At 69.2% G+C, this 12,905-nt stretch carries 12 protein-coding genes; 7 read left to right on the forward strand and 5 right to left on the reverse strand.

The window, feature by feature from the left end:
- Window positions 1-375: 375 nt before the first annotated feature.
- Window positions 376-1,560, reverse strand: a complete 1,185-nt coding sequence (nadA, locus tag ABZ854_RS31220; protein WP_361217552.1) for a quinolinate synthase NadA — start codon at window positions 1,558-1,560, stop codon at window positions 376-378.
- A 242-nt stretch (window positions 1,561-1,802) separates the two neighbouring features.
- Between nadA and erpA the strand changes: the two genes are divergently transcribed.
- Entirely contained in the window at window positions 1,803-2,159 is a 357-nt protein-coding gene (gene erpA / locus ABZ854_RS31225; protein ID WP_361217554.1) for an iron-sulfur cluster insertion protein ErpA, read from the forward strand.
- Between the two features lie 81 nt (window positions 2,160-2,240).
- Here erpA and ABZ854_RS31230 read toward each other — a convergent pair whose 3' ends face one another.
- A complete protein-coding gene (locus ABZ854_RS31230) occupies window positions 2,241-3,887 on the reverse strand; it encodes a hypothetical protein (protein WP_361217557.1) in 1,647 nt (548 codons plus the stop codon).
- Between the two features lie 101 nt (window positions 3,888-3,988).
- On the reverse strand, window positions 3,989-4,201 hold the full coding sequence (locus tag ABZ854_RS31235) for a hypothetical protein (RefSeq protein WP_129309551.1): 213 nt from the start codon (window positions 4,199-4,201) through the stop codon (window positions 3,989-3,991).
- A gap of 130 nt (window positions 4,202-4,331) precedes the next feature.
- Here ABZ854_RS31235 and ABZ854_RS31240 point away from each other — a divergent pair, with 130 nt between their 5' ends.
- A complete protein-coding gene (locus ABZ854_RS31240; RefSeq protein WP_129309552.1) occupies window positions 4,332-5,306 on the forward strand; it encodes a carbohydrate kinase family protein in 975 nt (324 codons plus the stop codon).
- A 90-nt stretch (window positions 5,307-5,396) separates the two neighbouring features.
- Here ABZ854_RS31240 and ABZ854_RS31245 read toward each other — a convergent pair whose 3' ends face one another.
- A complete protein-coding gene (locus ABZ854_RS31245; protein WP_361217558.1) occupies window positions 5,397-6,773 on the reverse strand; it encodes an aminotransferase class V-fold PLP-dependent enzyme in 1,377 nt (458 codons plus the stop codon).
- A 260-nt stretch (window positions 6,774-7,033) separates the two neighbouring features.
- Here ABZ854_RS31245 and coxB point away from each other — a divergent pair, with 260 nt between their 5' ends.
- The 4 genes from coxB (at window position 7,034) to ABZ854_RS31265 (ending at window position 11,506) form a co-directional block, all read left to right on the forward strand.
- Window positions 7,034-7,996 (forward strand): cytochrome c oxidase subunit II, encoded by a 963-nt coding sequence (coxB, locus tag ABZ854_RS31250; RefSeq protein ID WP_361217559.1) that lies wholly within the window; start codon window positions 7,034-7,036, stop codon window positions 7,994-7,996.
- Window positions 7,993-9,723 (forward strand): cytochrome c oxidase subunit I, encoded by a 1,731-nt coding sequence (gene ctaD / locus ABZ854_RS31255; RefSeq protein ID WP_361217562.1) that lies wholly within the window; start codon window positions 7,993-7,995, stop codon window positions 9,721-9,723. The genes coxB and ctaD overlap by 4 nt, the downstream gene beginning before the upstream one ends.
- The gene (locus tag ABZ854_RS31260; protein ID WP_361217564.1) at window positions 9,720-10,118 is read left to right on the forward strand and encodes a cytochrome c oxidase subunit 4; all 399 of its coding nucleotides are present in this window, start codon (window positions 9,720-9,722) and stop codon (window positions 10,116-10,118) included. Before ctaD ends, ABZ854_RS31260 begins: the two co-directional genes overlap by 4 nt.
- Before the next feature lie 131 nt (window positions 10,119-10,249).
- Complete coding sequence (locus tag ABZ854_RS31265) at window positions 10,250-11,506, forward strand: Ig-like domain-containing protein (RefSeq protein ID WP_361217567.1); 1,257 nt, start codon at window positions 10,250-10,252, stop codon at window positions 11,504-11,506.
- A gap of 218 nt (window positions 11,507-11,724) precedes the next feature.
- Here the strand turns inward: ABZ854_RS31265 and ABZ854_RS31270 are convergent, their stop codons facing one another.
- A complete protein-coding gene (locus tag ABZ854_RS31270; RefSeq protein ID WP_361217569.1) occupies window positions 11,725-12,126 on the reverse strand; it encodes a hypothetical protein in 402 nt (133 codons plus the stop codon).
- Between the two features lie 154 nt (window positions 12,127-12,280).
- Here ABZ854_RS31270 and ABZ854_RS31275 point away from each other — a divergent pair, with 154 nt between their 5' ends.
- Window positions 12,281-12,901, forward strand: a complete 621-nt coding sequence (locus tag ABZ854_RS31275) for a heme-copper oxidase subunit III (protein ID WP_129309559.1) — start codon at window positions 12,281-12,283, stop codon at window positions 12,899-12,901.
- The last annotated feature ends 4 nt before the right edge of the window (window positions 12,902-12,905 follow it).

The following is a 12,905-nucleotide window of genomic DNA, read 5'->3' on the forward strand; positions in this document are numbered from 1 at the left end:
CAGCCGGCCGCCGCTGGGGGCGGAGCCGGTCGCGGACACCGAGAAGGTGCCCAGCTGTGCCCTGGCGTTGATGTCGGGCGGGGCCGCCGGGCGGCTGCGGGTTCGCGGTGGCCGGCCTGCCTTTCCCGCTCGCCCCACCTGTTCGGTCGGTGAGGAAGCAGGGCACGGCCCCCGGCCTGGCAGCTGGGAACTACCGGAAGCCCCGTACCGCGTGATGCCGCAGTACGGGACTTCCGCTTGCGCCAGGCCCACCCGTGCCCACACCGCCCGGCCCAGGCCCGCCCGGTCCAGCCCGCCCGGTCTAGGGGCGGGCGGTGGTCGGCTGTTGACGGTGCCGTGGTGGCCGACCGCACGGGGGTGGGTGGGAAAGGCCGGTTACGGGAGGGCCAGCATGCGTTCCAGGGCCAGTTTGGCGAACGCCTCCGTCTCGGGGTCGACCTCGATGCGGTTGACCAGGTTGCCCTCGGCCAGGGACTCCAGGGCCCAGACCAGGTGGGGGAGGTCGATGCGGTTCATCGTGGAGCAGAAGCAGACCGTCTTGTCGAGGAACACGATCTCCTTGCCCTCGGGCGCGAAACGGTTCGCCAGCCGCCGTACCAGGTTCAGCTCCGTGCCGATCGCCCACTTGGACCCGGCCGGAGCCGCCTCCAGGGCCTTGATGATGTACTCGGTGGAACCGACGTAGTCCGCCGCGGCGACCACCTCGTGCTTGCACTCCGGGTGGACCAGCACGTTCACACCCGGGATCCGCTCGCGGACGTCGTTCACCGACTCCAGGCTGAAGCGGCCGTGCACCGAGCAGTGCCCCCGCCAAAGGATCATCTTCGCCGCGCGCAGCTCCTCCGCGGTCAGCCCGCCGTTCGGCTTGTGCGGGTTGTAGACCACGCAGTCGTCCAGGGACATCCCCATGTCCCGGACGGCCGTGTTGCGGCCCAGGTGCTGGTCGGGCAGGAACAGCACCTTCTCACCCTGCTCGAAGGCCCAGTCCAGCGCCCGCTTGGCGTTCGAGGACGTGCAGATCGTCCCGCCGTGCTTGCCGGTGAACGCCTTGATGTCGGCGGACGAGTTCATGTACGACACCGGGACCACCTGCTCGGCGATCCCCGCCTCGGTCAGCACGTCCCAGCACTCGGCGACCTGCTCGGCCGTCGCCATGTCGGCCATGGAGCAGCCGGCCGCCAGGTCGGGCAGGACGACCTTCTGGTCGTCGCCGGTGAGGATGTCCGCGGACTCGGCCATGAAGTGCACACCGCAGAAGACGATGTACTCGGCCTCCGGGCGCGCGGCCGCGTCCCGGGCCAGCTTGAAGGAGTCGCCCGTGACGTCGGCGAACTGGATGACCTCGTCGCGCTGGTAGTGGTGGCCGAGCACGAAGACCTTGTCGCCGAGCTTCTCCTTGGCGGCGCGGGCCCGCGCCACCAGGTCGGGGTCGGACGGCGAGGGCAGGTCACCGGGGCACTCCACGCCCCGCTCGCTCTTCGGGTCGGCCTCACGGCCGAGCAGCAGCAGGGCGAGCGGAGTCGGCTGTACGTCGAGCTCCGGGGTCTGGGCGGTGGTCACGACACGCACCCTTTCTACTTTTCGTCGAACTGACACTATCTATCATAGTCGCTTCACGTCACTTTGACGATGGCCATAGTGTCGATGTGACATGAATCCCGATGACACGTTTTCCGCTTCCGCGGGCATGTGCGAGCATGAAGAAGGAACCCGACACCGAACGCCCGGCCCGGAATGAATCCGCGGCCCCGCCGGTTGCAACCGTCGGCAAGCAGTCTCCGTACAACCCGGGAGAGATGTAGATGTCCGTATCGGACGAGACCAGCACCGTCACCGACGGCATCGTTCTGACCGACGCCGCCGCGTCCAAGGTCAAGGCCCTGCTGGACCAGGAAGGCCGTGACGACCTCGCCCTGCGCGTCGCCGTCCAGCCCGGCGGCTGCTCCGGCCTGCGCTACCAGCTCTTCTTCGACGAGCGCTCGCTCGACGGCGACGTCGTGAAGGACTTCGACGGCGTCATGGTCGTCACCGACCGCATGAGCGCCCCCTACCTGGGCGGTGCCACCGTCGACTTCGTCGACACGATCGAGAAGCAGGGCTTCACGATCGACAACCCGAACGCGACCGGCTCCTGCGCCTGCGGCGACTCCTTCAGCTGAACCGGCCCCGGCCGGACCACGAAAGGCGGCGACCCCTCCACCCCGGGGCCGCCGCCTTCGTACGTCTGCCGCCGAGGCTCGTCAGCGCACCGGCCCGGGGTGCTGCTGCGGGCGCAGCGCCCCCGGCTTGACCTGCGGCAGTCGCCGGCCGTCCGTGCCGAGCACCTTCCGGCCGTCCAGCGGCGCGTCCAGCCGTACGGTCTTCGTGTACTCCTTGGCGATCATGACGCACACCTTGTCCGGCCACGGCGTCTCGGTCACCGTGACCGTCACCGCGTCCGCGCCCTCCTTCGCCGAGGCCCTGTAGTCGGCGCAGACCCCGCCCATGAAGCTCACGGTCAGGTTCCGCCCGTCGGCGAGGTAGCCCTCCACCTTCACGTCGTGCGTCTTCCGTGCCGCACTCGGCGCCGTCGGGGCTGCCGGCGCCGTCGGCGAGGCCAGATACGTCGGGTCGACCGCCGGGTACGACACCGTCCCCGCGCCGTCCGCCGCCGAACCGCCCAGCTCGAACAGCCAGGACGGCACCAGCGTCTGCTTCCCGGCGACGGAGTGCGCCGCCAGCCCGAACACGGCCTTCTCGACCGGCACCGTGTTCCCCGCCGACTCGGACGGCACCGCCGTCGGCCGCGGGCACGGCTTCTCCAGCCGGTCCTTCGGCGGCACGGGGCTCGTGCAGCCGCCGATGCCCATCCGGTGGTCGGACTTCGGCGCCCCGTTCAGCAGCGCCAGCGTCTTCTCCGCGCTCAGCACGGGATACAAGGGCCCCTTCGCCGGCGCCGCCAGCAGCCCGTGCCCGCCGACGAGTTCACCCTGTTTGCTGATGGTCAGGCCGGTCGTCCAGCCGTATGTGGGCAGACCGCCCACCACCGGATCGGCGTTCACCACCCGCTGGGCGCCCATGATCTGGCCCGCGTCGACCTTCGCGTCGTCCTGCCCCAGCGCCTTCAGCACCGGCGCCGCCGCCTTCTTCGCCGCCGCCTCGCTCACCGGGGACCCGGCGGGCCCGCCCGGGTCCTGCCCGCAGATGAGCTTCTTGCAGTTGTCGGTGCCCGGCGCGTACCGGCTGAAGGTCCAGCTGCCCGGCGCGTCCCGGTTCACCTGGAGACTCGGCCCGAAGCCGTCCTTGCCGCCGCCGACCCGCCAGATCCGCCCGTCGAGCACCGGCACGTCCTGCACGCCGAGCGCCCTGGCCAGCCGGGCCACCGCGTCCCGGCCGACCTCGCCCTTCGGCGCGTACACCGCGGCCGATCCCGGCCCGTCCGGCAGCTCACCCCTGGCCACGTACGTCACCCCGTACGGGTTGGGCTCGCCGGGCGCGATGCCCGCCGTGCCGCCGGGCCGGCCGTCCAGGGCCAGCGGCGGGGGAGTGCCGTGCCCGCCGGCCGCACCCGGGGCCGTACGACCGCCCGACCCGCCGCTCGTGGCGAGGTACGCGCCACCACCGCCGACCAGCAGCACGGCGGCGACGACGGACGCGACGACCACGGGGGTACGACGCCGTCCGGGCGGGGCCGGCGTGTCACCGGCCCCGTCGACGCCGCCGATCTCGTGCACCTGACCGGCCGTGTCCTTGCCACCGGCCGCGTCTTTTGCACCGGCGGTGTCCCTTTCACCGGCCGTGCCGTCCGCCTCGGGCGTCCCGTCGTCCGCCGCCCCGGACGCCTCGTCCTCACGCGCGCCCTCGGGGGTCTCGGGTTCCTCGGCGTTCTCGGGTCGCTCCGTGTTCACCGCATCGCTCCTCGCTGGTCGTGTCCCGCATCCCCGGCAACGGGGACGGCGATGGGACGCGCGAGGGGAGCGCACGGTTCCCCCGAAGTGCGCCCCCGGACTCAGTCGCCGTAGTCGGACATCGCGTCCAGCATCCGCGCGGACTTCACCGGCACGGTCACCCCGTGGATACGGGACGGCGACACGGGCCGGGACTTCACCCGTTCCGGCGCCGCCCAGTGCGGGACCATCCGGGCGCAGTCGCCGCGCAGCGAGGCCAGGTCGCCGTCCAGGTCCGCGGCCGTGCCGGGGGAGTTGACCTTGAGGTTCGTCATGCCCGCACCGTAGACACGCGGGGGCGGGCGAAGAAAGAGCTACTATCGGGTAGTTTTGCCAGCTTCAGTGACCGCCCGTGACCGGGTAGCGTGAACTGTCACCCTGCCTCCCTACAGGAGTATCGCCGTCGTGCGCATCGCAGTCACCGGCTCCATCGCCACCGACCACCTCATGACCTTCCCCGGCCGCTTCGCCGACCAGCTCGTCGCGGACCAGCTGCACACGGTCTCGCTGTCCTTCCTGGTCGACAACCTGGACGTGCGCCGGGGCGGCGTCGGCGCGAACATCGCCTTCGGCATGGGCCAGCTCGGCACCCGGCCGATCCTGGTCGGCGCCGCCGGCTTCGACTTCGACGAGTACCGTGCCTGGCTCGACCGGCACGGCGTCGACACCGAGTCGGTCCGCATCTCCGAGACCCTGCACACCGCCCGCTTCGTGTGCACCACCGACGCCGACCACAACCAGATCGGCTCCTTCTACACGGGCGCCATGAGCGAGGCCCGGCTGATCGAGCTGAAGACGGTCGCGGACCGGGTCGGCGGCCTCGACCTCGTCCTCATCGGCGCCGACGACCCCGAGGGGATGCTCCGCCACACCGAGGAGTGCCGCTCCCGCGCGATCCCGTTCGCCGCCGACTTCTCCCAGCAGATCGCCCGCATGGAGGGCGAGGAGATCCGGATACTGCTGGACGGGGCGACCTACCTCTTCTCCAACGAGTACGAGAAGGGGCTCATCGAGACCAAGACGGGCTGGACCGACGCCGAGATCCTGGCGAAGGTCGGCCACCGCGTGACCACGCTCGGCTCGCGGGGCGTACGGATCGAGCGGACCGGCGAGCTGCCGATCGAGGTCGGCTGCCCCGACGAGGAGCGCAAGGCCGACCCGACGGGCGTCGGCGACGCCTTCCGCGCGGGGTTCCTGTCGGGCCTGGCCTGGGGCGTCTCGCTGGAGCGCGCGGCCCAGGTCGGCTGCATGCTGGCGACCCTCGTCATCGAGACGGTGGGGACGCAGGAGTACCAGTTGCGGCGGGGGCACTTCATGGAGCGGTTCACCAAGGCGTACGGGGACGCTGCCGCTGAGGAGGTTCGGGTTCACCTGGGTTAGGCCGTCTCCGATGTGCGGGTGCGTGGGGGCTGGTCGCGCACCCGCGGCGGAGCCGCACAGCGACACAGCCCCGCGCCCCTTTCGGGGCGCTTACGTGAGCCGGCGTACCAGGTAGGCGCAGCCTCGCTCCGCCTTCTCCTCTCCCACGTACTCCTGGCCCCGCATCTCGCACCACGCCGGGATGTCCAGGCGGGCTGCCTCGTCGTCGGAGAGGACGCGGACCAGGCCGCCGAGTGGCACGGTGGGGAAGACCTTGGCGAGTTCGATGACGGGGATCGGGCAGCGCTTGCCGAGGGAGTCGACGACGAGTACGTCCTCCCGTACGGCGGTGGCGGGTGCCGGCGCCCCCAGCTTCTCCCGGACCGCCGCCACCGTGCCCGGCAGGATGTCCAGGAACCGTTCCACGTCGGCCTCGGCCGTGCCCGGCGGCAGCGACACCCGGACATTGCCCTCGCTCAGCACGCCCATCGCCCTCAGCACATGGCTGGGGGTCAGGGTGCTGCTCGTGCAGGATGAACCGGATGAAACGGAGAAGCCCTCCCGGTCCAGTTCGTGCAGCAGGGCCTCTCCGTCGACGTAGAGACAGGAGAAGGTGACGATCCCGGGCAGCCGTCGCCCGGGCTCGCCCACCACCTCCACGTCCGGCACCAGCTCCGGCACCCGGGACCGGATCCGCTCCGTCAGCTCCCGCAGCCGCAGGGCCTCCTGGGCCGCCTCGGCCCGGACCGCGCGCAGGGACGCCACCGCCGCCACGATCGCCGGGATGTTCTCGAACCCCGGGGCCCGCCCCGACTCCCGCTCGTCGGACGGTCCTTGCGCGGCGAACCGCACACCCTTGCGTACGACGAGCAGCCCGACCCCGGCCGGCCCGCCCCACTTGTGCGCACTGGCCGTCAGCAGCGACCACTCGCCCTCGACCGGGCCCCACCCCAGCGACTGGGCCGCGTCCACCAGCAGCGGCACGCCGGCCGCCCGGCACACCTCGGCCACCGCCGCCACCGGCTGCACGGTCCCGACCTCGTGGTTGGCGGACTGCAGACATGCCAGCGCGGTGTCCTCCCGAAGCGCACCGGCGTACGCCCCCGGCTCCACCAGTCCGGCCCGTCCTACCCCCACTTGGGTGACGGTTCCGCCGTCCGCCTCGTGCGCGTCGGCGGAATGGAGCACCGAAGAGTGTTCGACGGCAGACACGATCAGGTGGCGTCCGACCCGCCGCCGTCCGGCCAATGCCCCCGCGACACCCGTATGCACGGCCCGCGTCCCCGACGAGGTGAACACCACCTCGTCCGCCCGGCACCCGACGGCCTCCGCGGCCGCCTCCCGCGCGGCATCCACCAGAATCCGCGCCTTCCGCCCCTCCCGGTACAACCGCGCAGGATCGGCCCACCCGTCATCCAGAGAGGCCAACAACCCTTGCCGGGCAACAGGATGAAGAGGAACAGCGGAGGCAGCGTCAAAGTAGGCCATACGGCTACGTTAAGACCCCGGCCAGGGGGGCCGACCCAGGGGCGCGGGGAACTGCGCGACCAGCCACGATGGTCCTGCGGCCGCCAATCAAGCGAACCACCCACTCCAGTAGGCACCCCTCCCCGCGACCCCTCGGAGAGGGTGGGCTAGGGTTTGGTCCGCATAAACATCCAAACCCCTGCCCGACGCAGGGCGGCGACCGACCAGCGAGAAGAAGGCCGCAGCCGACCGCGCGGGCGAGACTCTCGGGAAGGCGCTACGTGAGTCCCAACGGCTCCGACCGCTCGCCGCGGCGCCCGATGCGGCGGAAGCTGCTGCAGGCACTGACCGCGGGCCTGGTCCTGGCGACCGCAACCGGTTGCACATACAAGGACTTCCCCCGCCTTGGCATGCCCACCCCCACCACGGAAGAGGCTCCGCGGATCCTCTCCCTGTGGCAGGGCTCCTGGGCTGCCGCGCTCGCCGTCGGCGTGCTGGTGTGGGGCCTGATCCTGTGGAGCACCATGTTCCACCGGCGCAGCCGCACCAAGGTCGAGGTACCTCCGCAGACTCGGTACAACATGCCGATCGAGGCCCTGTACACGGTGGTCCCGATCATCATCATCTCGGTGCTCTTCTACTTCACGGCACGGGACGAGTCGAAGATCCTCAGCCTCTCCGACAAGAAGCCCGACGTCACGGTCAACGTGGTCGGCTTCCAGTGGAGCTGGGGCTTCAACTACATCGAGAACGTCCCCGGTGTCACCGGTGACGCGAAGACCGACCAGAACCTGAACGCCATTCCGGACCGGTTCAAGAAGGTCTTCCCGCCGCAGGCCGGCGGCGTCTACGACGTCGGCACGCCGGGCACGCGGAACCCGCAGACCGGCAACCCCGGCCCCACGCTGTGGCTGCCGAAGGGCGAGACGGTCCGCTTCATCCTCACCTCGCGCGACGTCATCCACGACTTCTGGGTGATTCCGTTCCTGATGAAGATGGACGTCGTTCCGGGCCACACCAACGCCTTCCAGGTGACTCCCAACCGGGAGGGCACCTTCAGGGGCAAGTGCGCCGAGCTCTGCGGCGTCGACCACTCCCGGATGCTGTTCAACGTGAAGGTCGTCTCCCCCGAGCGGTACCAGCAGCACCTCAAGGACCTCGCCAAGAAGGGGCAGACCGGTTACATTCCCGCCGGCATCGCGCAGACGAGCCACGAGAAGAACCGGGAGACGAACAACCTGTGAGCATCCTCAACGAACCCCAGGGTGCCGCGGCGGCTGACTCGTACGAGAACGAGCTGCCGGTCAGGCGCAAGCAGCCGGGTAACGTCGTGATCAAGTGGATGACGACCACTGACCACAAGACGATCGGCACGATGTATCTGGCGACGTCGTTCGCCTTCTTCCTGATCGGCGGCGTCATGGCGCTGCTGATGCGTGCCGAGCTGGCCCGTCCGGGCCTGCAGATCATGTCGAACGAGCAGTTCAACCAGGCGTTCACGATGCACGGCACGATCATGCTGCTGATGTTCGCGACGCCGCTGTTCGCCGGCTTCACGAACTGGATCATGCCGCTTCAGATCGGCGCGCCCGACGTGGCGTTCCCGCGGCTGAACATGTTCGCCTACTGGCTCTACCTGTTCGGCTCGCTCATCGCGGTGGCCGGCTTCCTCACGCCGGACGGCGCGGCCGACTTCGGCTGGTTCGCCTACGCCCCGCTCTCGGACGCGATCCGCTCGCCCGGCGTCGGCGCCGACATGTGGATCATGGGTCTGGCCTTCTCCGGCTTCGGCACGATCCTCGGCTCGGTCAACTTCATCACCACGATCATCTGCATGCGCGCTCCCGGCATGACGATGTTCCGCATGCCGATCTTCGTGTGGAACGTGCTGCTGACCGCGGTGCTCGTGCTGCTGGCCTTCCCGGTCCTGGCCGCCGCCCTGTTCGCCCTGGAGGCGGACCGCAAGTTCGGCGCCCATGTGTTCGATGCCGCCAACGGCGGACCACTCCTGTGGCAACACCTCTTCTGGTTCTTCGGCCATCCAGAGGTGTACATCATCGCGCTGCCGTTCTTCGGCATCATCTCCGAAGTGATCCCGGTGTTCTCCCGCAAGCCGATGTTCGGCTACACGGGCCTGATCGCCGCGACCGTCTCGATCGCCGGTCTGTCCGCCACCGTGTGGGCGCACCACATGTACGTCACCGGCGGTGTGCTGCTGCCCTTCTTCTCCTTCATGACGTTCCTCATCGCGGTCCCGACCGGTGTGAAGTTCTTCAACTGGATCGGCACGATGTGGAAGGGCTCACTGAGTTTCGAGACACCGATGCTCTGGGCCGTCGGGTTCCTGATCACCTTCACGTTCGGTGGTCTGACCGGTGTGATCCTGGCGGCGCCGCCGCTGGACTTCCACGTCTCCGACTCGTACTTCGTGGTGGCGCACTTCCACTACGTCGTCTTCGGCACCGTCGTCTTCGCGATGTTCTCCGGCTTCCACTTCTGGTGGCCGAAGTTCACCGGAAAGATGCTCGACGAGCGCCTCGGCAAGATCACGTTCTGGACGCTGTTCATCGGCTTCCACGGCACCTTCCTCATCCAGCACTGGCTGGGCGTCGAGGGCATGCCGCGCCGGTACGCCGACTACCTGGCGGCCGACGGCTTCACCACGCTGAACACGATCTCGACGATCAGCTCCTTCCTGCTCGGCCTGTCGATCCTGCCGTTCCTCTACAACGTCTGGAAGACCGCCAAGTACGGCAAGAAGGTCGAGGTCGACGACCCGTGGGGCTACGGCCGTTCGCTGGAGTGGGCGACCTCCTGCCCGCCGCCGCGGCACAACTTCCTCACCCTGCCGCGGATCCGCAGCGAATCCCCGGCGTTCGACCTGCACCACCCCGAGATCGCTGCTCTCGAACAGCTTGAGCACGCCGGTCACGGCGGCGCCATCGCGGGCAGCAAGGAGGCCGCCAAGTGAAGATCCAGGGCCGGATGTTCATCTGGCTGGCTTTCTTCCTCCTGATCATGGCCGTCGTGTACGGCGTGTGGTCGAAGGAGCCGGCCGGCACCACGGCGCTCTTCCTGGCCTTCGGCCTGTCCATCATGATCGGCTTCTACCTGGGCTTCACCGCCCGGCGGGTCGACGCGGGTGCGCAGGACAACAAGGAGGCCGACGTCGCGGACGACGCGGGCGAGCTGGGCTTCTTCAGCCCGCACAGCTGGCAGCCGCTCGCCCTCGGCATCGGTGGCGCGCTGGCCTTCCTCGGTGTCGCCGTCGGCTGGTGGCTGCTGTACTTCTCGGCGCCCATCATCCTGATCGGGCTCTTCGGGTGGGTCTTCGAGTACTACCACGGTGAGAACCGCACGCAGTAACACGCGCCGAGCGCACCGGGAGCCCGGACACTCCGTCAGGAGGGTCCGGGCTCCCTCGTTCGCCGCAACGCCCGTCGCTCGTCCGGGTCACTCGCCGCGCCGTTGCGCTCACCCGCTCATAGCGTGATCGCATGAACCACACTCCGCGAACCCGCACCGTCGTCAGCTGCACCCTGCTGGTGGCCGCCCTCGGCGCGGGCGTCACCGGCTGCGGTTCGGACGGCAACCCCCTGTCGGCCACGCCGTACGACGCAGCGGACCAGATCTCGTTCAACAGCTCCACGGGCGACGGCAAGAAGGTCGACCCCGACAAGCCCCTGGAAGTGACCCTCAAGGACGACGAGGGACGCATCACCGACGTCACCGCCCAGGACTCCACAGGCCGCTACGTGGCGGGCGAACTCTCCGCCGACGGCAGCCGGTGGCACAGCACCTCCCCGCTGGCCGCCAACGCCCACTACACGGTTCGGGTGAGCACGGAAGACGAGGACGGCGCCCCCGGCCGCAAGGTCCTCACCTTCGACACCAGCAAGCCGAGCAGCACCAAGCGCCTGAACGTCACGTTCGGGCCGGACGCGGGGGAGTACGGCGTCGGCCAGCCCATCACCGCGCAACTCGACCACGAGGTCAAGGACAAGGCGCAGCGGGCGATAGTGGAGCGGGCCCTACGGGTGGACTCCACGCCGGCCGTGCAGGGCTCCTGGTACTGGGTCAGCGACAAGGAACTCCACTACCGGCCCAAGGAGTACTGGCCCGCCCACACCACCATCCGGGTGCACAGCAACCTGGACGGCCTCAAGATCAGCGACCGCCTCTGGGGCGGCAAGTCGAAGTCGCTGAAGATCACCATTGGTGACAAGCTCGTCGCCGTCGCGGACGCGTCCTCCCACGAGATGACGGTCTACAAGAACGACGAGGAGATCAACGAGATCCCCATCACCACCGGCAAACCGGGCTTCGACACCCGTAACGGCATCAAGGTGGTCCTGGCCAAGCAGTACTACGTCCGGATGCGCAGTGCCACGGTCGGCATCGCCGCGGGCAGCTCCGACTCCTACGACCTGCCGGTCTACTACGCCACCCGGGTGACGTGGTCGGGCGAATACGTCCACGCCGCCCCCTGGTCCGTCGGCTCCCAGGGCTACGCCAACGTCAGCCACGGCTGTACGGGGATGAGCACGTCCAACGCCGAATGGTTCTTCAACACCGTCCGGGAGGGTGACATCGTCAAGGCCGTCAACTCGGGCGGCGACGACATGGAGCCCTTCGGCAACGGCTTCGGCGACTGGAACGTCACCTGGAAGACGTGGCAAACAGGCAGCGCCCTGACCAAAACCGGCACCACAACCCCCCAGGACACCTCCCGCCTCAAGCCCACGACGGTGTGAACGCCCAGGAGGAGTGCGGGGCCACCACACAGCCGGCTCAGCAGCAGCCAGCCCAGGGGCGCGGGGCTGTATCGATATGCGGCTCCGCCGCGTGGGCGCGAGGCTCCACCACACAGCCGGCTCAGCAGCAGCCAGCCCAGGGGCGCGGGGAACTGCGCGAGAAGCCCTCACCGGGCCGCACTCGCGCACGACCCACGCGCCCCGAGCTCATAGGCGCCCTAAGCCCCGATCAGCCGCTTCTGCCGAAGCAGGGACGCCAGTCCCCCCGCGAACTCCACCGGATCCACCGGCAAGGTCACCGCGACGTCGGCCCGGCTCCACGTCGCCAGCCACGCGTCCTGCGGCCGCCCCATCAACAGCAGCACCGGCGGACAGTTGAACACCTCGTCCTTGATCTGCCGGCACATCCCCATGCCCCCCATCGGCACGGCCTCGCCGTCCAGCACGCACACGTCGATCCCGCCCTTGTCCAGCTCCGCCAGCACCGCGGCCGGGGTCGCGCACTCCACGAACTCCACCAGGGGCACGTCGGGAGCCGGCCGACGCCCGGCGGCGAGCCGCACTTGCTCGCGGGTGTTGGAGTCGTCGCTGTAGACCAGCACCGTGGCGGTCGGCTGCATTGTTCCTCCGGGACGTCAGCGTCGTACGGACAGGACGGACAGGGCCGTTTGGGCGGATGTTACTCCCCTGAAGACCACGTCAACACCGCTCCGACAGGGCCCAACACTCCGAACGGCACCCCCCGGGGTGAGGGCGGGATAAGCGACCGACATAATGTCGGTCGTGGCGACAGCAACGACAGTAGAAACCGGGCACGCGCACCCGTCGGTCAACCGGCCGAACCTCACCAGCGTCGGAACCATCATCTGGCTGAGTTCCGAGCTGATGTTCTTCGCGGCCCTCTTCGCGATGTACTTCACCCTTCGATCGGTGACCGGACCGGACCACTGGAAGTCGATGGCGGACGCGCTCAACGTCCCCTTCTCGGCGACGAACACCACGGTCCTGGTGCTCTCCTCCCTCACCTGCCAGCTCGGCGTGTTCGCGGCCGAGCGAGGTGACGTGAAGAAGCTCCGTGGCTGGTTCATCCTCACCTTCATCATGGGTGCCATCTTCATCGGTGGTCAGATCTACGAGTACACGGAGCTGGTGAAGAAGGACGGGATCTCCCTGTCCTCCGACCCGTACGGCTCGGTGTTCTACCTGACCACCGGCTTCCACGGCCTGCACGTGACCGGCGGCCTCATCGCCTTCCTGTTCGTCCTCGGACGGACGTACGCGGCGAAGAGGTTCACCCACGAGCAGGCGACCGCCGCGATCGTCGTGTCCTACTACTGGCACTTCGTCGATGTGGTCTGGATCGGCCTCTTCGCCACGATCTACCTGATCAAGTAACTCG

This window comes from Streptomyces sp. NPDC047028, assembly GCF_040644095.1.
Classification (GTDB): Bacteria; Actinomycetota; Actinomycetes; order Streptomycetales; family Streptomycetaceae; genus Streptomyces.

What these genes read in the sequence shown, in the direction of transcription:
- ABZ854_RS31265 (WP_361217567.1), top strand. Translation starts at nt 10,250, where the DNA reads ATGAACCACACTCCGCGAACCCGCACCGTCGTCAGCTGCACCCTGCTG.
- erpA (WP_361217554.1), top strand. Translation starts at nt 1,803, where the DNA reads ATGTCCGTATCGGACGAGACCAGCACCGTCACCGACGGCATCGTTCTG.
- ABZ854_RS31235 (WP_129309551.1), bottom strand. Translation starts at nt 4,201, where the DNA reads ATGACGAACCTCAAGGTCAACTCCCCCGGCACGGCCGCGGACCTGGAC.
- ABZ854_RS31245 (WP_361217558.1), bottom strand. Translation starts at nt 6,773, where the DNA reads ATGGCCTACTTTGACGCTGCCTCCGCTGTTCCTCTTCATCCTGTTGCC.
- ABZ854_RS31275 (WP_129309559.1), top strand. Translation starts at nt 12,281, where the DNA reads ATGTCGGTCGTGGCGACAGCAACGACAGTAGAAACCGGGCACGCGCAC.
- ABZ854_RS31270 (WP_361217569.1), bottom strand. Translation starts at nt 12,126, where the DNA reads ATGCAGCCGACCGCCACGGTGCTGGTCTACAGCGACGACTCCAACACC.